We start from the raw sequence: 23,172 nt of genomic DNA on the forward strand, positions 1-23,172 counted from the left end.
TGGGCGGTCTGTTCTATGCAGCGGAGAGGAATGAGATGTCCAAGCGTGCGCTGATCACCGGCATCACCGGACAGGACGGCTCCTATCTGGCCGAGCACCTGCTCGAGCAGGGGTACCAGGTATGGGGCCTGATACGGGGCCAGGCGAACCCCAGGAAGTCCCGGGTCAGTCGGCTGGTGTCCGAACTGTCCTTCGTCGAAGGCGACCTGATGGACCAGTCCAGCCTGTGCTCCGCCGTCGACAAGGTGCAGCCCGACGAGATCTACAACCTCGGTGCGATCTCCTTCGTACCGATGTCCTGGCAGCAGCCCGAACTCGTCACCGAGATCAACGGCATGGGCGTCCTGCGCATGCTCGAGGCGATCCGCATGGTCAGCGGCCTGAACGGCTCCCGGAGTGACGGCGGCCGGCAGATCCGCTTCTACCAGGCGTCCTCGTCGGAGATGTTCGGCAAGGTCGCCGAGACCCCGCAGCGCGAGACCACCATCTTCCGCCCGCGCAGCCCCTACGGCGTGGCGAAGACCTACGGGCACTTCATCACCCGCAACTACCGTGAGTCCTTCGGTATGTACGCGGTCTCCGGCATGCTGTTCAACCATGAATCCCCGCGCCGTGGTGCGGAGTTCGTGACCCGGAAGATCTCTCTCGCGGTGGCCCGCATCAAGCTCGGCTACCAGGACAAGCTGTCCCTGGGAAACCTCGACGCCGTACGCGACTGGGGCTTCGCCGGAGACTACGTCCGTGCCATGCACCTGATGCTGCAACAGGACGAGCCGGGCGACTACGTGATCGGGACCGGCGAGATGCACTCGGTCCGCGACGCCGTCCGCATCGCCTTCGAGCATGTGGGCCTGAACTGGGAGGACTACGTCAGCATCGACCCCTCGCTGGTGCGCCCGGCCGAGGTGGAGATCCTGTGCGCGGACGCCGAGCGCGCCCGCGCCCAGCTGGGCTGGGAGCCCACCGTCGACTTCCCCGAACTGATGCGCATGATGGTCGACTCCGACCTGCGCCAGGCGTCCCGTGAGCGGGAGTACGGGGACCTGCTGCTGGCCGGCAGCTGGTAGTCGGGCCGGACGCACGGATACCCCGGCGCGCCCTGTGTGCCCCGGGTGTATCCCCGGCACGGCGGCCGGCGACCGGCGGCAGCATTCCGCCGGACCGGCCGGTCCGGCGCCATCGCGAGGAGGAGTCAGCACCTTGACGACGACCACGGCGGACGGGCTCTGGGCCCGGCGCTACCACCCCGCGCCGCACCATCGGCGCCAGCTCGTCTGCTTTCCGCACGCGGGCGGTTCGGCCTCCTTCTTCTTCCCCGTATCGGCACAGCTGTCACCCGTGGCGGAGGTGCTGTCGGTGCAGTACCCCGGCCGCCAGGACCGCCGCACCGAGACCAGCCCCAGCGACATCACCGTCATGGCCGATCAGGTGTACGCGGCCCTGCGGGACCGGCTCCGGTCGCGGCCTACGGCGTTCTTCGGGCACAGCATGGGCGCGATGGTCGCCTTCGAGGTGGCCCGGCGGCTGGAGGCCGACGGAGGCGAGCTGACGCACCTCTTCGCCTCGGGACGGCGCGCGCCCTCGCGCTACCGGACGGAGAGCGTGCACCGGCGTGACGACGACGGGATCGTCGCCGAACTCAAGCTGCTCTCCGGTACGGACGCCGCGCTGCTGGGCGACGAGGAGCTCCTGCGCATGATCCTCCCGGCCATCCGCAGCGACTACGCCGCGGTGGAGACCTACCGCTGCGACCCCGGGGCGGCGATCAAGGCGCCGATCACCGCGCTGACCGGCGACAACGACCCCAAGACCACGCTGGAGGAGGCCGCGGACTGGCGCGCCCACACCACGGGGGCGTTCGACCTCCAGGTCTATCCCGGCGGTCACTTCTTCCTCGGCTCCCAGGCTCCGGCCGTACTGGCACTCCTCCGCGAACGCCTCACCGCCGCCGAGGAGTCCGCGCCGTGAGGTGAGTTTCTGCCGGCGCGCCGCCCGGTGCGCCGCCGCACCACGATGCTGCGCCTGCGGCCTCGGCGCCCGACGTCTGCGGGCGCCGTTTTCTCGTTGGCGCGCGGCCGGCCCCGGGGGGCCGGCCGACTCTAGGGAATTTCATGGCAAACCCGGCCGAGACTGGGCGAGTGGCGTGCGGAACGTCGAGCTTCCTCGTGCAGGGCACGCAGATCACTCAGTCGCTGTGGAACGGCCGTCCTCATTGCCGGATGCCCACATCGAAATCCTCTGCTGTCCGACGGTCTTGAGATGGGTTGGTTGAACGTGGCGAACATGGATCAGGAACAGAAGCTCCGCGACTACCTGAAGCGGGCCAGTGCCGATCTGCGGCGCTCCCGGCAGCGGGTGGGCGAGCTGGAGGCGGCGGCCCGCGAGCCGATCGCGATCGTGGGCATGAGCTGCCGCTTCCCGGGAGGCGTGCGCAGTCCCGAGGAGCTCTGGTCCCTGCTCGCCGCCGACGGGGACGGCATCACCGCGTCCCCCGCCGACCGCGGCTGGGAGCTGTTGGCCGAGGACGCGGGGGAGTTCTCCGGCGGATTCCTGCACGACGCGGCCGAGTTCGACGCCTCCTTCTTCGGGATCTCGCCCCGTGAGGCGCTCGCCATGGACCCGCAGCAGCGACTGCTGCTGGAGTCCTCCTGGGAAGCCTTCGAGCAGGCCGGCATCGACCCGGCGGCGGTCCGCGGCACCAGGACGGGCATGTTCGTCGGGGCGATGCCCCAGGAGTACCGGGTGGGCCCGGACGACGACGTGCAGGGCTTCGCCCTGACGGGCACCACCACCAGCGTCATCTCGGGGCGACTCGCGTACTTCTTCGGTGCCGTGGGCCCGGCGGTCACCGTCGACACCGCCTGCTCGTCCTCCCTCGTGGCCCTGCACCTGGCCGCCCACTCCCTGCGCCAGGGCGAGTGCTCCCTGGCGCTGGCCGCCGGCGTCACCGTGATGTCCAGCCCCACCACCTTCGTGGAGTTCAGCCGCCAGGGCGGGCTCTCCGCCGACGGGCGCTGCCGCTCCTTCGCCGACTCCGCGAACGGCACCGGCTGGGCCGAGGGCGTGGGCGTCCTGGTCCTGGAACGCCTCTCGGAGGCCCGGCGCAACGGGCACGAGATCCTGGCCGTCATCCGGGGCTCCGCCGTCAACCAGGACGGCGCCTCCAACGGGCTGACCGCGCCCAACGGCCCCTCGCAGCAACGGGTGATCGAGCAGGCGCTGGTCAGTGCGCGGCTCTCGGCCGACGAGGTCGACGTCGTCGAGGCGCACGGCACCGGCACCACCCTGGGCGACCCGGTCGAGGCCCAGGCACTGCTGGCGACCTACGGCCGCAACCGCGACGACGACCGCCCGCTCCTGCTGGGGTCCGTCAAATCGAACCTCGGCCACACCCAGGCGGCGGCCGGCATGGCCGGCGTCATCAAGATGGTGCTGGCCATGCGGCACGGCCTGCTCCCGCGCACGCTCCATGTGGACGAGCCGTCCTCGCACGTCGACTGGACGCAGGGGGCCGTGCGCCTGCTCACCGAGCCCGTCCCGTGGCCGCAGGGCGAACAGCCGCGCCGGGCCGGCGTCTCCTCGTTCGGGCTCAGCGGCACCAACGCGCACACGATCCTGGAGGAGGCCCCGGCTGCCCCTGAGGACGAAAGGGAACCGGCCGCCACCGAACCCCTGGCGGCGGGCGCCGTCCCATGGCTCGTCTCCGGCCGCACCCGCGAGGCGCTGCGCGCCCAGGCGGCGCAACTGCTCGAACACCTCACGCCCCGCCCCGGCCGCGCGCCCCTGAACCCCGTGGACATCGCCTACTCCCTGGCCACGGCCCGCTCCGGCCTGGAGCACCGCGCCGCGTTCACCGCGGCCGACCTGGACCGGGCCCGCGCCGCCCTCACCGCGCTCGCGGACGGCACACCGGCCCCGGGTCTGGTGCAGGACACCGCGCGGACACGGTCCAAGCTCGCCTTCCTCTTCGCGGGACAGGGCTCCCAGCGACCGGGCATGGGGCGTGAACTGGCCGCCCGCTTCCCGGTCTTCGCCACCGCCCTCGACGCGTGCCTCACCCACCTCGACCAGGGGTTCGCCCGGCCCCTGAAGGACGTGCTGTTCGCCGCCGAGTGCACGCCCGAGGCCGCCCTGCTCGACGAGACCGGCTACGCCCAGCCCGCGCTGTTCGCGATCGAGGTCGCGCTGTACCGGCTCGCCGAGTCCTTCGGCATCAAGCCGGACTTCCTCGCCGGGCACTCCATCGGCGAGATCGCCGCGGCGCACGTTGCCGGCGTCTTCACCCTGGCCGACGCCGCGGCCCTGGTGCTCGCCCGCGGCCGCCTCATGCAGGCGCTGCCCGAAGGCGGCACCATGGTCTCCCTCGAAGCCGCCGAGGAAGAGGTCCTGCCCCTCCTGGAGGACCGGCAGGACCGCGTCTCGATCGCCGCGGTCAACGGGCCCGCCGCCGTCGTGGTCGCCGGCCGGGCCGACGACGTCACCGCCGTCGCCGAGCACTTCGGCGCGCTGGGCCGCAAGTCCAAGCGGCTGCGTGTCTCGCACGCGTTCCACTCCCCGCTCATGGAGCCCATGCTCGAGGAGTTCCGCACGGCCGTCTCCCGGCTCACACCGCAGGCGCCCGTGATCCCGGTCGTCTCCGGCCTGACCGGCACCCTCGCCACGGTGGAGCAGCTGACCTCCCCCGACTACTGGGTGGACCACGCCCGCCACACCGTACGGTTCGCCGACGCCCTCGCCTGGCTCGACGGCCACGGCGCCGCCACCTTCCTTGAACTGGGCCCCGACGGCGTCCTGTCCGCCATGGCCCAGTCCTGCCTGGCCGCGGCGGACACGGACACCGCCGCTGACGGCGTGCCCGCCACGCTCGCCGCGCTGCGCCCCGGCCGCCCCGAGGCCGAGACGCTCACCGCCGCGCTGGCGGGTCTGCACACCCGCGGCGTGGCCGTCCAGTGGGAGCCCTACTTCCAGGACACCGGCGCCCGGCGCGCCGACCTGCCCACGTACGCCTTCCAGCGCCGCCGCTACTGGCCCAAGAGCGTGCCCGCGACGGGCGGGGACGTGCGCGCCGCGGGCCTGGGCGCGGCACACCACCCGCTGCTGACGGCGGCCGTGTCGGTCGCCAACTCCGACGGGCTCCTGCTGACCGGACGACTGTCGCGGCGTACCCACCCCTGGCTCGCCGACCACGCCGTACGCGGCACGGTGCTGCTGCCGGGCACCGCCTTCCTGGAGCTGGCCGTGCGCGCCGGGGACGAGGCCGGCTGCGGCCGGGTGGAGGAACTCACCCTCGCCGCCCCGCTGGTGCTGCCCGAGGAGGGCGGCGTCCAGGTGCAGGTGTGGGTCGGCAGCCCCGACGCGTCGGGCCGCCGCGAGGTGAGCATCCACTCCCGCCCCGACGGTCCGGAGGAGCTGCCCTGGACCCAGCACGCCGCGGGCACCCTCGTCGCCGGTGAGCACCACGCCGGATTCGACGCCGCCGTCTGGCCGCCCGCCGACGCGCGTCCGCTGGACCTCGACGGCTTCTACGACCGCATGGCCGACACCGGCTTCGGATACGGCCCCCTCTTCCAGGGACTGCGCGCCGCCTGGCGCAGCGGGGACGACGTCTACGCCGAGGTCACCCTGCCACAGGCCGTCGACTCCGCCGCGTCGTTCGGACTCCACCCGGCCCTGCTGGACGCCGCGCTGCACGCCGCGGCCTTCGTGGACCTGGGCGAGAACGCCCGCGGCGGCCTGCCCTTCTCATGGCAGGACGTCACCCTGCACGCGAGCGGGGCGAGCACGGTCCGGGTGAAACTGACTCCGGACGGGGACGACGCGGTGGCCATCGCCGTCGCCGACACCACCGGCGCCCCGGTCGCCTCGATCGGCTCGCTGGTCCTGCGCACCCTGCCCGACGAGCAGCTCGACGCGGCCAACTCCCTCGTCCGCGACGCCCTGTTCGAGGTGCGCTGGAGCGAACCGCGCCAAGCCGTCCAGGGGGCGCCCGCTTCGGCCGCCGTCCTCGGCCCCGACCTCTTCGGCCTGGAGCGGGCCCTTGCGCCGACCGATCTCACGGTCACGGCGCTGCCCGGCCCGGACGCCGCCGCCCACGCCCCGGACGTGGTCCTCGCCCCCGTCGAGGGGGCGGCCGAGGACGAGGTCGTCACCGCCGTGCACGCCCGCACCGCCCACGTACTGGAACGCCTGCGGACCTGGCTGGAGGACGAGCGGTACGCCGCCTCCCGGCTGGTTTTCGTCACCCGTGGCGCCGTCGCCACCGACGCCCGGCAGGCACCCGACCCGGTGGCCGCCGCCGTGTGGGGCCTGGTACGGGCCGCCCAGACCGAACACCCCAGCCGCTTCGGGCTGTTGGACCTGGACCCCGGCACCGCCGAGCCCGCCGCGGAGCCGCTGCTGCGGGCCCTGGCCCTGTCCTCGGACGAGCCACAGGCCGCCGTCCGCGGCACCACCGTGCTCACCGCGCGGCTCGCCCGCGCCCAGGCGCCGCGGGCCGCTACGGAGTGGGACCCCGAGGGCACCGTGGTCCTCACCGGGGCCACCGGCGGCCTGGGCCGCGTACTGGCCCGGCACCTGGTCGCCGAGCGCGGGGTACGCCACCTGCTGCTCGTCAGCCGCCGCGGTGCCGACGCCGACGGCGCCGGGGAACTCATGGCCGAACTGGCCGGGCACGGCGCGCAGGTGGCCCTCGCGGCCTGCGACCTGGCCGACCGCGTCGCCGTGCAACGGCTGCTGGCCGGTGTGCCCGCCGAGCACCCCGTCACCGCCGTCGTGCACAGCGCAGGCAGCCTCGACGACGGCGTGATCGCCTCGCTCACCCCCGAGCGGATCAGTGCGGTCCTGCGGCCCAAGGCCGACGCCGTCTGGCACCTCCACGAGGCCACCCGGGACCTGGACCTGGCCGCCTTCGTCGTCTTCTCCTCCCTCTCCGGCACCGTGGGCGCGGCGGGCCAGGGCAACTACGCCGCCGCGAACGCCTTCCTCGACGCGCTCGCCCAACTGCGCCGCGCCCAGGGGCTGCCGGGGATCTCCCTGGCCTGGGGCCCGTGGGAGCCCACCGCCGGCATGACCGGCGGCCTCACGGACGAGGACCTCGACCGCCTGGCCCGTATGGGCACGCCCGCGCTCACCGAGGAACAGGGCACCGCCCTCTTCGACGCGGCCACCGCCACGGATGCCGCCGTCCTTCTGCCGACCAGGCTCGACCTGTCCGTCCTGCGCGTCCAGAGCGAGATACCGGCGCTGTGGCGCGGCCTGATCCGCACCCCGGCCCGTCGCTCGGTGGTCTCGGGCCAGGAGGCCGCCGTCACCCTCGTACAGAAGCTGTCCCGGCTGGCGGAGACCGACCGCCGCGAGGTCGTGCTCGACCTCGTGGCCGGACAGGTGGCCGCCGTGCTCGGCCACGCCGGCACCGCCGACATCGACCCGCGGCGCCCGCTGCGGGAGCTGGGCTTCGACTCGCTGACCGCCGTGGAACTGCGCAACCGGCTCAACGCGGCCACCGGGCTGCGCACCGCCGCGACGGTCATCTTCGACCATCCGACCGTCGATGCCCTCGCCGCGCACCTCCTCGACGGACTCATGGGCTCCGAGGCCGCCGCCGCGGCCGATGCGCCCCGTACCGCTACCGCCGCCGACGACGACCCCATCGTCATCGTCGGCATGAGCTGCCGCTACCCGGGCGGCGTCGCCTCGCCCGAAGACCTGTGGCGGCTGGTCAGCGAGGGCACCGACGCCATCTCGGGCCTGCCCGCCGACCGGGGCTGGGACCTGGACGCGCTCTACGACCCGGACCCGGACCGCACCGGCACCTCCTGCTCCCGGTTCGGCGGATTCCTGCACACCGCAGCCGACTTCGACCCCGCCTTCTTCGGCATGAGCCCCCGCGAGGCTCTGGCGACCGACTCCCAGCAGCGGCTGCTCCTCGAAGCGTCCTGGGAGGCCGTCGAGCGGGCGGGCATCGACCCGGTGTCCCTGCGCGGCAGCCAGACCGGTGTGTTCGCGGGCGTGATGTACAACGACTACGCCACGGTGCTCTCCGGCGGGCAGTTCGAAGGCCACCAGGGCAGCGGCACCGCCCCGAGCGTCGCCTCCGGGCGCATCTCCTACACCCTCGGCCTCGAAGGCCCCGCCGTCACCGTCGACACCGCGTGCTCGTCCTCGCTGGTCGCCATGCACTGGGCGATGCAGGCCCTGCGCGCGGGGGAGTGCTCGCTCGCGCTGGCCGGCGGCGTCACGGTCATGTCGACGCCGGGTGCCCTCATCGAGTTCTCCCGGCAGCGCGGCCTGTCCCCGGACGGGCGCTGCAAGGCGTTCGGCGACGGCGCCGACGGCGTCGGCTGGTCCGAGGGCGTGGGCGTCCTCGTTCTGGAACGCCTCTCCGACGCCCGCCGCAACGGACACCGGGTCCTGGCCGTCGTCCGCGGCTCCGCCGTCAACCAGGACGGCGCCTCCAACGGCCTGACCGCTCCCAACGGCCCCGCCCAGCAGCGGGTGATCCGGCAGGCGCTGTCCGCCGCCGGCCTGACCGCCACGGACATCGACGCGGTGGAGGGCCACGGCACCGGCACCACCCTCGGCGACCCCATCGAGGCCCAGGCACTGCTTGCCACGTACGGCCAGGACCGCGACCCGGACAGCCCGCTGCTGCTGGGCTCGGTGAAGTCCAACATCGGCCACACTCAGGCCGCGGCCGGCGTCGCCGGCGTCATCAAGATGGTCATGGCCATGCGCCACGGCGTGCTGCCCCGCACCCTGCACGCCGACGCGCCGTCCTCACACGTGGAGTGGGACTCCGGGGCGGTGCGCCTGCTCACCGACGAGACGCCCTGGCCGCAGGCCGACCGGCCGCGCCGCGCCGCCGTCTCCTCCTTCGGATTCAGCGGCACCAACGCCCACCTCATCGTCGAGGAGCCGGCAGCCGTCGCCGAGCAGCGCGAAGAGCCGGCGCTCACCCCGGCCGTCGTGCCCTGGACGCTGTCCGGCAAGAACCGGGCGGCGCTGCGCGACCAGGCCGCCCGCCTGCGGACTTTCCTTGACGAGCGCCCCGCCCTGAACCTGGCCGATGTCGCGCTGTCCCTGGCCACCACCCGCTCGGCCTTCGACCAGCGTGCCGTCGTCACCGGCGATCGCGACGAACTGCTGCACGCCCTCGCCGACCTGGCCGCCGACCGGCCGGGCCCCGCGCTCACCGAGGGCGAGGTCGGCGGCGCGGGCAAGCTGGCCGTGGTGTTCTCCGGGCAGGGCAGCCAGCGCCCCGGCGCCGGCCGTGAACTCGCCGCCCGCTTCCCCGCGTTCGCCCAGGCCCTCGACGAGGTGACCGCCGCCCTCGACCCGCACCTGGACCGCCCCCTCAAGGACGTCCTGTTCGCCCCGGAGGGCAGCCCCGAGGCGGCGCTGCTGGACCGCACCGAGTGGACCCAGCCCGCGCTGTTCGCCGTCGGGGTCGCGCTCCACCGGCTGTTCCGCAGCTGGGGCATCCGCCCCGACGTGCTGATGGGCCACTCCATCGGCGAGATCACCGCCGCGCATGTCGCGGGCGTCCTCTCGCTGCCCGACGCGGCCCGTCTGGTGATCGCGCGCGGACGGCTGATGCAAGAACTGCCCGCCGGCGGCGCGATGATCTCCCTTCAGGCCACCGAGGACGAGACCGCGCCGCTGCTCGCCGGGCGCGAGCACGAGGTCTCCCTCGCCGCCGTCAACGGCCCCCGCAGCGTCGTGGTCGCCGGAGAACTGGCCGCCGTCGAGGAGATCGCCGCCCACTTCGCGGCCCAGGGCCGCAAGACCAAGCGGCTGCCGGTCAGCCACGCCTTCCACTCGCCGCTCATGGAGCCCGCGCTCGACGGGCTGCGCGAGGTCGCCGCCGAGCTCACCTACCACGCCCCGGACGTGACCGTCATCTCCGGCCTGACCGGACGCCCCGCCACCGACGACGAGCTGCGCAGTGCCGACTACTGGGTCGCGCACGCCCGCGGCGCCGTCCGCTTCGCCGACACCCTGCGCGCCGCGCACGACTGCGGCGCCGGCACCTTCCTCGAACTCGGCCCCGACAGCGTGCTGTCGGCCGCCGCCCAGGACGCCCTCGGCGACGACGCGGACGCGCACATCGTCCCGATGCTGCGCGCCGGGCGCGGCGAGGAGCGCTGCGCGGCCACCGCGCTGGCCCGCCTGCACGTCCGCGGCACGGCCGTCGACTGGCCCGCGTACCTCGCCGGCACCGGAGCCCGCACCCTCGACCTGCCCACCTACGCCTTCCAGCACGAGCGCTACTGGCCCGAACAGACCCCGGCCCGACTCGCGCAGGGCGCCGCCGACCCCGCGGACGCCGAGCTGTGGGGCGCCGTCGAACGCGGCGACGCCACGGAACTGGCCGCCCTCCTCGGGCTGCGCGACGAACAGCACGCCTCCCTGTACGCCCTGCTGCCCGCGCTGTCCTCCTGGCGCCAGCACCGGCACGAGAAGGCGCTGTTGGACTCCACCCGCTACCGCGTGGCCTGGCGCCCCGTGCCGGCAACCGCCGCACCCGTACTGGACGGCACCTGGCTGCTCGTCACCGCCGACGGCATCGACAGCGACGAGATCCTCGATGCGCTGCGCGGCCACGGCGCCCAGTTCGAGCCCCTCGTCCTGGACGATGCCTGCCGCGACCGCGCCCACCTCGCCGACCGGCTCGCCGCCGTACGCGACCAGGACCGGCCCCTGACCGGTGTGCTGTCCCTGCTGCCGCTAGCCGACCGGCCCGGTGACGAGACGGGCGCCCAGCCGTCCACCGGGCTCGCGCTGAGCCTCGTGCTGATCCGGGCGCTCGCCGACACCGACCTCGCCGCGCCCCTGTGGACCCTGACCCGGGGCGCCGTCACCACCGGCGCCGACGACCCGCTCACCCACCCCCTCCAGGCCGCGGCCTGGGGACTGGGCCGGGTCGCCGCCCTGGAACACCCGCAGCTGTGGGGCGGCCTGATCGACCTGCCGGCCGCCCTCGACGCACCCGCCACCCAGCACCTCGTCAGCGCGCTGGCCGCACAGGGAGGCGAGGACCAGATCGCCGTCCGCGCCACCGGAGCGCTCGGCCGCCGCCTGGTGCGCCACCCGCAGGCCGAACTGCCCCCGGCCGACACGTTCACCGCGCGCGGCACCGTGCTCGTCACCGGGGGCACCGGAGCGCTCGGTGCGGAGGCGGCCCGCTGGCTCGCCCGCAGCGGCGCCGAGCACCTCCTGCTCACCAGCCGCCGCGGCCCCGACGCCCCCGGCGCCGCCGAACTGGCCGCCGAAATCGAGGAGTTGGGGGCACGGGTCACCCTCGCGGCCTGCGACACCGCCGACCGCGACGCACTCGCCGCGCTGCTGGACTCCGTACCCGACGAGCACCCGCTGACCGGCGTCGTACACGCGGCCGGTGTCGGCCAGGCGGCCGCACTCGCCGACACCCCACTGGCCGACGCCGCCCAGGCGATGGCCGCCAAGCTGCTCGGCGCGGCCCACCTCGACAGCCTCCTGGACGGCCACGACCTGGACTTCTTCGTCCTGGTCTCCTCGATCGCCGGAGTGTGGGGCAGCGCCGGACAGAGCGCCTACAGCGCCGCCAACGCCTACCTCGACGCCCTCGCCGAGCGCCGCGCGGCCCGCGGCCTGCCCGCCACCTCCGTCGCCTGGGGCCCCTGGGCCGAGGCCGGCATGGCCACCCACGAGGCCGTCACCGACGAACTGCACCGGCGCGGGCTGCGCTTCCTCGCGCCCGCGACCGCCCTCGCCGAACTGCGGCGCGCCGTCGTCCACCAGGACGTCACCGTCACGGTCGCCGACATCGACTGGGAGCGCTACCACCCCGTCTTCACCTCCACCCGCCCCAGCGCCCTCTTCGACGAACTGGCCGAGGTCCAGGCACTGGCACGCGCCGAGGGCGAAAGCGCCGCGCCCGAATTCGCCGCGCGCCTGCGGGGCCTGGACCAGGACGAGCAGGAGCGGCTGCTGGGCGACCTGGTGCGCGCCGAGGCGGCCATCGCCCTCGGCCACGACTCCGCGGACGCCATCGCGGAACGGCGGGCCTTCCGCGACGCCGGCTTCGACTCGCTGACCGCCGTGGAACTGCGCAAGCGGCTGGCCGCCCTCACCGGCCTGGCGCTGCCCGCCACCCTCGTCTTCGACTACCCGACCCCCGTCGCCCTCGCCCGCCACCTGCGCGAGGAACTCCTGGGCACCAGCGGTGACATGGCCGCTCCCGTGGCCACGGCTGCCGGCGGCTTCGACGAGCCCATCGCCATCGTCGGCATGAGCTGCCGCTTCCCCGGCGGCGTCCGCTCCCCGCGGCAGCTGTGGGACCTGGTCAGCGAAGGCGTCGACGCCATCAGCGACTTCCCCGTCAACCGCGGCTGGCACACCGACGGCCTTTTCCATCCCGACCCGGACAACCCCGGTACGACGTACTCCACCCAGGGCGGGTTCCTGCACGACGCGGGCGAGTTCGACGCCTCCTTCTTCGGCATCTCGCCGCGCGAGGCGCTGTCGATGGACCCCCAGCAGCGGCTGCTGCTGGAGACCACCTGGGAGGCGTTCGAGCACGCCGGCATCGACCCCACCACCGTCCACGGCACCACGACCGGGACCTTCATCGGCTCCACCTACCAGGAGTACGGACTCGGCGTCGAGGACGGCTCCGCCGGCCACCTGGTGACCGGCACCAGCCCCAGCGTGCTCTCCGGGCGCCTGGCCTACCTCTTCGGCCTCGAAGGCCCGGCCGTCACCGTCGACACCGCCTGCTCCTCGTCCCTGGTCGCCCTGCACCTGGCCTGCCAGTCGCTGCGCAACGGCGAGAGCTCCCTGGCCCTGGCCGGCGGCGCGACCGTGATGACCAACCCCAACCCGTTCGTCGCCTTCAGCCGGCAGCGAGCCCTGGCCGGCGACGGCCGCTGCAAGGCGTTCTCCGACGGCGCCGACGGTATGACCCTGGCCGAGGGCGTCGGCGTCCTCGTCCTGGAGCGCCTCTCGGACGCCCGGCGCAACGGGCACGAGATCCTCGCCGTCGTCCGCGGTTCGGCCATCAACCAGGACGGCGCCTCCAACGGCCTGTCCGCCCCCAACGGCCCCTCCCAGCAGCGCGTCATCCGCCAGGCCCTGGCCAACTCGGGGCTCGCCCCGGCGGACGTCGACGCCGTCGAGGCCCACGGCACCGGCACCGCCCTCGGCGACCCCATCGAGGCCCAGGCCCTGCTCGCCACCTACGGACCGGGCCGCGACCCGGGGAGCCCGCTGCTGCTGGGCTCGGTGAAGTCCAACATCGGCCACACCCAGTCGGCGGCCGGCGTGGCCGGCGTCATCAAGATGGTCCTGGCTCTGCGCAACGGACAGCTGCCGCGCACCCTGCACGCCGACACCCCCTCCCGCCACATCGACTGGACCCCCGGCACCGTCTCCCTGCTGACCGAACCCACCGACTGGCCCCAGGGCGAGCGCCCCCGCCGCTGCGCGGTCTCCTCCTTCGGCATCAGCGGCACCAACGCCCACACCATCCTCGAAGAAGCCCCCCGCCCGCACGAGACGAACCCCGCACAGCCGGTGCCCCCGGCCGGCGGCGCCGTCCCCTGGGTGCTGTCCGCCCGGACCCCGGGCGCGCTGCGTGCCCAGGCGGCCCACCTCGCCGCCCACCTCGACGGCGAGGCACCCGGTGCCCTCGACGTCGGCCACACCCTGGTGGCCACGCGCACCCTCTTCGACCACCGCGCCGTCGTCGTCGGCACCGACGACGCGTCCCGGCGCGCGGCCCTGGACGCCCTCGCCACCGGCGGCTCCGCACCCGGCATCGTCCAGGGCGCGGCCGACACCGACGGCAAGACCGTCTTCGTCTTCCCCGGCCAGGGCTCCCAGTGGGCCGGCATGGGAGCGCGGCTCCTCGAGGAGTCCCCGGTCTTCGCCGCGCGCCTGACCGAATGCGCCACCGCCCTCTCGGAGTTCGTCGACTGGTCCCTGCTCGACGTGCTGCGCCAGGCCGACGGCGCGCCGACCCTGGACCGCGTCGACGTCGTCCAGCCCGCCTCCTTCGCCGTCATGGTCTCCCTGGCCGCGCTGTGGGCCTCCCACGGCATCACCCCCGATGCCGTGGTCGGCCACTCGCAGGGCGAGATCGCCGCGGCCGCCGTCGCCGGGGCACTCTCACTGCAGGACGCGGCCCGCGTCGTCGCGCTGCGCAGCCAGGCCATCGCCCGCGGGCTGGCCGGATCCGGCGGCATGCTGTCGGTCCCGCTGCCCGCCGCCGACGTCGAACAGCGCCTCGCCGGGGCCGCCGGGTACAGCGACCTGTCGATCGCCGCCGTCAACGGCCCCCGGTCCACCGTCGTCTCCGGCGCCACCGCGCCGCTGGACGCCCTCCAGGCCGAACTGGTCGCCGAGGACATCCGCGCCAAGCGCATCGCCGTGGACTACGCCTCGCACTCCGCCCAGGTCGAGCGGGTGCGCGACGAACTGAGCACCGTCCTCGCGCCGGTGCGCCCACGCCCGGCGCAGGTGCCCTTCTTCTCCACCGTCACCGGTGACTGGCTGGACACCACCGTCATGGACGCGGAGTACTGGTTCACCAACCTGCGCCAGACCGTCCACTTCCAGCCCGCCATCGGTGAACTCCTCGCCCAGGGCCACCACTTCTTCATCGAGGTCAGCTCCCACCCCGTCCTGTCCATGGGCATCCAGGCGACCGCCGAGGAAGCCGGGGCCGCCGCCGCGGTGCTCGGCACGCTCCGGCGCGACACCGGCGGCACCGACCGCTTCCTGACCTCCCTGGCCGAAGCCTTCGTCCGGGGCGCGGGCGCCGACTGGTCCGCCGTCTTCGCCGGCAGCGGCGCCCGCCGGGTGCCGCTGCCCACCTACGCCTTCCAGCGCGAGCACCTGTGGGCGATCCCCGAGCGGTCCCAGAACCGGCCCGAAGCGGACCCCGCGGACGCCGAGTTCTGGACCGCGGTCGAGGAGGAGGACGTCGAAGCGCTCGCCTCCAGCCTGCGCCTGGACCGCACCTCCCTGGCCCCGGTCCTCCCGGCCCTCTCGCACTGGCGCAAGCGCCGCCGCGAGCTGTCCACCGTGGACTCCTGGCGCTACCGCGCCACCTGGAAGCCGCTGACCAGCCTGCCCGCGGCGGATCTGACGGGCACCTGGCTCGTCGTCGCCCCCGAAGGGGCCGACACCGACAGCCTGACCGGTGTCCTCGCCGCCCACGGCGCCGAGACGCGCACCCTCGTCCTGGACGACGCCTGCGCCGACCGCGCCACCCTGACCGCGCGCCTGACCGGCCTCGACGGCGCGACGGACCTCACGGGTGTGGTGTCCCTGCCGGCCCGGGCCGACGAGGCGAGCGCCACACACCCGGCGCTCAGCCGCGCTCTGGCCCTGACCGTCGCGCTCGTCCAGGCACTCGGCGACGCCGGAATCGACGCACCCCTGTGGTGCCTGACCCAAGGCGCCGTCTCCACCGGCCGCGCCGACCGGCTCACCCGCCCCGACCAGGCCCAGATCCTCGGCCTCGGCTGGACGGCCGCCCTCGAACACCCGCAGCGCTGGGGCGGCCTGGTCGACCTGCCCGAACAGCTCGACCAGCGGGCCGGCGAGCGCCTGGCCGCCATCCTGACCGGCCGCAGTGGCGAGGACCAGCTCGCCGTCCGCTCCTCGGGCGTCCTCGCCCGCCGCGTCGTACGCGCCACCCCCGCGGACCCCGCCCCGGCCCGCCCCTGGACGCCGAGGGGCACCACCCTTGTCACCGGCGGCACCGGCACGCTCGCCCCGCACCTGGCCCGCTGGCTCGCCCAGCAGGGCGCCGAGCACATCGTGCTCACCAGCCGCCGCGGTCCGGCCGCGCCCGGCGCGGGAGAACTCGTACGGGAACTGGCCGAGTTGGGCTGCACGGCCGAGGCCGTGGCCTGTGACCTGACCGACCGCGACGCGGTCGCTCAGATGCTCGCCGCGCTCGAGGCCGAGGGCCGCACCGTACGCACCGTCGTGCACACCGCCGTCACCATCGAGCTGGCGCCGCTGGACGAGACGTCCCTCGACGACTTCGCGAAGGTCATGGACGCCAAGGTCACCGGCGCCCGGAACCTGGACGAACTCCTCGGCGACGACCTCGACGCCTTCGTCCTGTACTCCTCCACCGCCGGCATGTGGGGCAGCGGCGCCCACGCCGCCTACGTCGCCGGCAACGCGTATCTCAACGCCCTGGCCGAACACCGCCGTGCCCGCGGCGCCCGGGCCACCGCCGTCTCCTGGGGCATCTGGGCCGACGACCTCAAGCTCGGCCGCGTCGACCCCGGCCAGATCCGCCGCAGCGGGCTGGTCTTCATGGATCCCCAACTGGCGCTCACCGGCCTGCGCCAGGCCCTCGACGACGATGAGACGCTCCTGGCCGTCGCCGACGTGGACTGGGAGCGCTACTACCCCGTCTTCACCTCCGCGCGGCCCACCCGGCTCTTCGAGGACCTGCCCGAAGTCCAGCGGCTCGAGGAGAACACCACCCACGTCGCGGACTCCGGCAGCGAGTTCGCCACCCGGCTCCTCGGGCTGGCCGCGGCCGAGCAGGACCGTCTCCTGCTGGATCTCGTGCGCACCGAGGCGGCCACCGCGCTCGGCCACGCCTCACCCGACGTGCTCTCCGAACAACGTGCCTTCCGCGACGTCGGCTTCGACTCGCTGACCGCCGTCGACCTGCGCAACCGGATCTCCACCGTGACCGGGCTCGCCCTGCCGAGCACCATGGTCTTCGACTACCCCAACCCGCTCGCACTCGTCGCCTTCCTGCGCGAGGCGATCACCGGCACCGCCACCGCGGCCCCGGAGACCTCCACCACCACCGCTGTCGACGACGAGCCCATCGCCATCATCGGCATGAGCTGCCGCTACCCCGGCGGCGTCGGCTCACCGGAGGACCTGTGGCGCCTGGTCGCCGAGGGCGGCGACGCCACCGGCGAGTTCCCCACCGACCGCGGCTGGGACGCCGAGGGCCTCTACGACCCCGACCCCGACCGGGCCGGCCACACCTACTCGACCCGGGGCGGCTTCCTCCACGACGCCGCCGACTTCGACGCCTCCTTCTTCGGCATCTCGCCCCGCGAGGCCCTGGCCATGGACCCCCAGCAGCGGCTGCTGCTGGAGACCTCCTGGGAGGCGATGGAGCGCGCCGGGATCGACCCCGCCACCCTGCGCGGCAGCAGCACCGGCACGTTCATCGGCGCCAGTTACCAGGACTACGGAGCCTTCGGCGCGGGCCCGGAAGGCGCCGAGGGACACCTGATCACCGGCACCATCTCCAGCGTCCTGTCCGGCCGGCTCTCCTACACCTACGGCTTCGAGGGCCCGGCCGTCTCCCTCGACACCGCCTGCTCCTCCTCCCTGGTCGCCCTGCACCTGGCCTGCCAGTCCCTGCGCAACGGCGAGAGCTCCCTGGCCCTCGCGGGCGGCGTCAGCATCATGTCCACGCCCGGGGCGTTCGTCGGCTTCAGCCGGCAGCGCGCGATGGCGGCCGACGGCCGCTGCAAGGCGTACTCCGACCAGGCCGACGGCATGAGCCTGGCCGAAGGCGTCGGCCTGGTCCTCGTCGAGCGGCTCTCCGACGCCCGCCGCAACGGGCACCAGGTCCTGGCCGTCATCCGGGGCTCTGCCGTGAACCAGGACGGCGCCTCCAACGGGCTGACCGCGCCCAACGGTCCGTCCCAGCAGCGCGTCATCCGCCAGGCCCTGGCCAACGCCGGTGTCCAGGCTGCCGAGGTCGACGTCATCGACGGACACGGCACCGGTACCGCCCTCGGCGACCCGATCGAGGCCCAGGCGCTGCTTGCCACGTACGGCCAGGACCGCGACCCGCACAGCCCGCTGCTGCTGGGCTCCGTCAAGTCCAACATCGGCCACACCCAGATGGCGTCCGGCGTCGCCAGCGTCATCAAGATGGTCATGGCCATGCGCCACGCCGCCGTGCCGCAGAGCCTGCACATCGACCGGCCCTCCTCGCACGTCGACTGGAGCTCCGGCGCCCTCCACCTGCTCACCGAGCCGCTGCCCTGGCCGACCACCGGACACCCGCGCCGCGCGGGCGTCTCCTCCTTCGGACTCAGCGGCACCAACGTCCACACCATCCTCGAACAGGCCCCGGAAGACCGGACCGAGGGCGACGAGGGGGACACCGCCACCGCACCGGCCCGCCCGGCCGACCCCACCCCTGTCACCCCCGTCACCCCCGTTCTCCTGACCCTGTCCGGACACACCGAAGCGGGCCTGCGCGCCCAGGCCGGACGGCTCCTGACCCACCTCACCGACCACCCCGAACTGCCGCTCACCGACCTCGCGTTCTCCCTCGCCACCTCCCGGACCGCCCTGGAGCACCGCGCGGCCGTCGTCACCGACGCCCCCGGCACCCTCACCCGCGCCCTGACCGCGCTGCGCGACGCGACCCCCGACGGCGGACTGCTCACCGGCCGCCCGGACCGCGGCCGACTGGCCTTCCTCTTCACCGGCCAGGGCAGCCAGCGCCCCGGAATGGGCCGCGAGCTCTACGACCGCCACCCGGTCTACGCCGAGGCCCTGGACGCCGCACTGGCCCGCTTCGACCTCGCACTCGACCGCCCGCTGCGGGAGATCCTCTTCGCCGACCCCGGTACCCCCGAGGCCGCACTGCTGGACGACACCGGCTACACCCAGCCGGCCCTCTTCGCCCTCGAAGTGGCGCTGTTCCGCCTCGCCGAGTCCTGGGGCCTGCGCCCCGACTACGTCGCGGGCCACTCCATCGGCGAGTTCGCCGCGGCGCACGCCGCCGGAGTCCTCTCCCTGGAGGACGCCTGCACCCTCGTCGCGGCCCGCGCCCGCCTGATGGCGGCCCTGCCCCCGGGCGGTGCCATGGCCTCCGTCGAGGCCGCCGAGGACGAGGTGGCCGCCGTGCTCGCCCCGTACGAGGGACGGGCCGTGGTCGCCGCCGTCAACACCCCGGCGTCGCTGGTCGTCTCGGGCGACGAGGACGTGGTGCTCGCCGTGGCGGCCCACTTCCACGAGCTCGGCCGCCGCACCAAGCGGCTGCCGGTCAGCCACGCCTTCCACTCGCCGCACATGGACGCGATGCTGGACGCCTTCGCCCGTGCCGCCGAAGGCGTCACCTTCCACCCGCCGGAGCTGCCGCTGGTCTCCACCCTCACCGGCGAGCCGATCCCGGCCGACGACCTGTGCTCGGCGCAGTACTGGACCCGGCAGGCCCGCGGGACCGTCCGCTTCGCCGACGCCGTACGGCACCTCACCGAGCACGGCGTGACGACCTTCTTCGAGCTCGGCCCGGACGCCGTACTCAGCGGCGCGGTACGCGAGAGCACCGGCGAGCGGACGCCCGCCACCGCCATCCCGGCACTGCGCCGCGACCGGCCCGAGGCCCCGGCCCTGACCACGGCACTGGCCCGGCTCCACCTCCACGGGGTACGGGTCGACTGGGACGCCGTGTTCGCCGGCAGCGGCGCCCGGCGGACCGACCTGCCCACCTACCCCTTCCAGCGTGAGCGCTACTGGCCCGAGGCGGCCGCCGGAGCCGCCGCCCCCGCACACCCCGCCGACGCGGCGGACGCGGAGTTCTGGTCGGCCGTCGAGCGCGCGGACCTCGCATCCCTGGGCTCCTCGCTGGACCTGGACGACGACACCCTCAACGCCGTCGTGCCCGCCCTCTCCTCCTGGCGGCGCAGGAGCCGGGAGCGCTCCACCGTCGACGGCTGGCGCTACCGGACCACCTGGAAGCCCCTGACCGGCACCTCCGCCACCGGGCACCCGGCCGGGACCTGGCTGGTGCTCGCACCGGCCGACGGCGAGCGGGCCTGGACCGATGCGGTCGCCGGGGCCCTGGGCGCCGACGCCGTACGGGTGGACATCACCGCCCCGCGGCGCCGGGAACTGGCCGAGCGGATGGGCGAACTGGCTGAAGAGTACGGTGAGTTCGCGGGCGTCCTGTCCCTGCTGGCAACGGCCGACGAAGGCACCGAGGGCGCTGATGAAGCCACGACCCCGGGCCTCCTGCTGACGGCGACCGCCCTCCAGGCCCTGGGCGACGCGGGCATCGAGGCCCCCCTGTGGTGCGTGACCCGCACCGCCGTGGCCGTGGACCGCGCCGAACACCCGGCCCGCCCCGCCCAGGCCGCCGTCTGGGGCCTGGGCAGGGTCGCCGCACTGGAGCACCCGCAGCGCTGGGGCGGCCTCGTCGATCTCCCCGACGAGCTCGACGGCACCACCTTGCGCCGTCTGGCCACCGTCCTCGCCGACAGCGGCGACGAGGACCAGCTCGCCGTCCGTACCACCGCGACCTTCGTCCGCCGCCTGGCACACCACCGGGCCGCACCGGCCCCCGAGGCAAGCACGTTCCGCCCCACCGGAACCGTGCTCGTCACCGGCGGCACCGGTGCGCTCGGCGGCCACGTCGCCCGATGGCTGGCCGAGGCGGGCGCCGAGCACCTGCTGCTGGTCAGCCGGCGCGGCACCGACGCCCCCGGCGCCGCTGAACTGGCCGCAGGGATACGGCAGTTGGGGGCAGAGGTCACCCTCGCGGCGTGCGACACCGCCGACCGGGACGCGCTCGCCGCCGTCCTGGCCGCGATCCCCGACGAGCACCCGCTCACCGCGGTGTTCCACACCGCCGGCACCGTCGACGACGGCACCCTGGACACGCTCACCCCCGAGCAGTTCACCTCCGTCCTGCGCACCAAGGTCACCGCCACCCTCAACCTGCACGAGACGACCCGCGAGCAGGACCTGAGCGCCTTCGTGCTCTTCTCCTCCGTCGCCGGCACCCTCGGCGCACCCGGCCAGGGCAACTACGCCGCCGGCAACGCCTTCCTCGACGCCCTCGCCGAACACCGCCGCGCCCACGGCCTGCCTGCCACCTCGCTGGCCTGGGGCCCCTGGGCCGAGACCGGCATGGCGGCCGACGGCACCGGCATCCAGGACCGCGTCCGCCGCGGCGGCTTCACCCCCATGGCACCCCAGCTCGCCCTCACCGCACTGCGCCAGGCGATCGAGCACGACGCCACGACGCTGACCCTCGCGGACATCGACTGGCAGCGGTACGCAGAGGTCTTCACCGCGACGCGCCCCAGCCCGGTCGTCGGCGACCTGCCCGAACTGCAGCGGGTCGCGCCGCCTGCCGGGTCACCGGAAGCCGCCCTGCGGGAACCGGCCCTGCGTCAACGGCTCGCCGGGCTCTCCCCGGCCGCGCGCCCCCGTTTCGTCCTGGACCTGGTACGCACACAGGTGGCCGCGGTCCTCGGGCACAGCGGCACCTCGGCCATCGGTGCCGACCGCGCCTTCAGCGACCTCGGCTTCGACTCGCTGACCATCGTCGAACTGCGCAACACCCTCACGGCCACCACCGGCCTGAAACTGCCCGCGACCCTCGTCTACGACCACCCGACCCCGACCGCCCTCGCCGACTTCCTGCTCGCCGAACTCCTGGGCGCCCTGCCCGAGCCCGCGACCGGCGCCCCGGCCCTCGCCCCCCGCGCCGCGGACGACGACCCCATCGCCATCGTCGGCATGAACTGCCGCTTCCCCGGCGGCATACGGTCCCCCGAGGACCTCTGGCAGCTGCTGAGCAGCGGTGCGGACGCGATCAGCGGATTCCCCGCGGACCGCGGCTGGGACCTCGACGCGCTCGCCCGCGGCGCCTCCGCCACCCTCGAAGGCGGATTCCTGGACGGCGTCGGCCTCTTCGACGCCTCCTTCTTCGGCATCGCGCCCCGCGAGGCACTGGCCATGGACCCCCAGCAGCGCCTGCTGCTGGAGACCTCCTGGGAGGCGTTCGAGCGGGCCGGCATCGACGCGACCACCCTGCGCGGCAGCCGTACCGGCGTGTTCGTCGGCACCAACGGCCAGGACTACGCCACGGTCCTGCGCCAGGGCACCGGCACCACCGACATCCGCGGCCATGTCGCCACCGGCAACACCGCCAGCGTCATGTCCGGCCGCCTCTCCTACGCCTTCGGCCTGGAGGGCCCGGCCGTCACCGTCGACACCGCCTGCTCCTCCGCGCTGGTCGCCCTGCACATGGCCGCGGGCGCCCTGCGCAGCGGCGAGTGCAGCCTGGCCCTGGCCGGCGGCGTCTCGGTCATGTCCAGCCCCGACTCCTTCACCGAGTTCACGGTCCAGGGCGGGCTGGCCCCCGACGGGCGGTGCAAACCGTTCGCCGAAGCCGCCGACGGCACCAGCTGGTCCGAGGGCGTGGGCGTCCTCCTCCTGGAACGCCTCTCCGACGCCCGCCGCAACGGCCACGACGTCTGGGGCATCGTGCGCGGCACCGCCGTCAACCAGGACGGCGCCTCCAACGGACTGACCGCGCCCAGCGGACGGGCCCAGCAGCGCGCCATCCGCCAGGCACTCGCCGACGCCGACCTCACCCCCGCGGACGTCGATGTCGTCGAGGCCCACGGCACCGGCACCACCCTCGGCGACCCGATCGAGGCCCACGCCCTCATGGCCGCCTACGGACAGGACCGGCCGAAGGACCGGCCGCTGCTGCTCGGCGCCGTGAAGTCGAACCTGGGTCACACCCAGGCCGCCGCCGGTGTGGCCGGCACCATCAAGGTGCTGCTCGCGATGCGCCACGGCGTACTGCCCAAGACCCTGCACACCGACTCCCCGTCCTCGCACGTGGACTGGACGGAAGGCACGGTCTCGCTGCTCACCGAGCAGCGGCACTGGCCCGAGACCGGGCACGCCCGGCGGGCCGGCGTCTCCGCCTTCGGCGTCAGCGGCACCAACGCCCACGTCATCATCGAACAGGCGCCGGACGCCGAGGAGCCCGTGGCACACGAGCCCGCCACGGTGCCGGACCTCGTGCCCTGGCCGGTGTCCGGCAAGTCCGAGGCCGCGCTGGCGGCAGGGATCGCGCGGGTCTCGGCGCTGACCGGCCTGTCACCGGTCGACGTGGGCCACTCCCTCACCACGGGCAGGGCGGCGTTCGCCCACCGCGCGGTCCTCGCGGCCGACGGCGAGGGCGTGCGGGAACTCGCACGCGGCGTCGCCCAGGAGGTCGACGGGAAGCTGGCGGTGCTGTTCTCGGGCCAGGGCGCTCAACGAGTGGGCGCGGGCCGGGAGTTGTACGGCCGGTTCCCGGTGTTCGCGGAGGCGTTGGACGAGGTGCTGGCGCACTTCGACGGCGGGTTGCGGGAGGTGATGTTCGGTGATGCG

At 74.4% G+C, this 23,172-nt stretch carries 3 protein-coding genes; all 3 read left to right on the forward strand.

The window, feature by feature from the left end; all coding sequences use genetic code 11:
• Positions 1-35 precede the first annotated feature (35 nt).
• Complete coding sequence (locus ADL29_RS32290) at positions 36-1,067, forward strand: GDP-mannose 4,6-dehydratase (protein WP_053927098.1); 1,032 nt, start codon at positions 36-38, stop codon at positions 1,065-1,067.
• A 133-nt stretch (positions 1,068-1,200) separates the two neighbouring features.
• A complete protein-coding gene (locus ADL29_RS32295) occupies positions 1,201-1,968 on the forward strand; it encodes a thioesterase II family protein (RefSeq protein ID WP_053927099.1) in 768 nt (255 codons plus the stop codon).
• A 315-nt stretch (positions 1,969-2,283) separates the two neighbouring features.
• Positions 2,284-23,172: type I polyketide synthase (locus ADL29_RS32300; RefSeq protein WP_053927100.1), on the forward strand; the 20,889-nt coding region annotated here is incomplete at its 3' end.

Source organism: Streptomyces chattanoogensis, assembly GCF_001294335.1.
Classification (GTDB): domain Bacteria; phylum Actinomycetota; class Actinomycetes; order Streptomycetales; family Streptomycetaceae; genus Streptomyces; species Streptomyces chattanoogensis.

Bases quoted from the DNA above. Each gene is read 5' to 3' on its own strand.
- ADL29_RS32290 (WP_053927098.1), top strand. From the start codon at position 36: ATGTCCAAGCGTGCGCTGATCACCGGCATCACCGGACAGGACGGCTCC.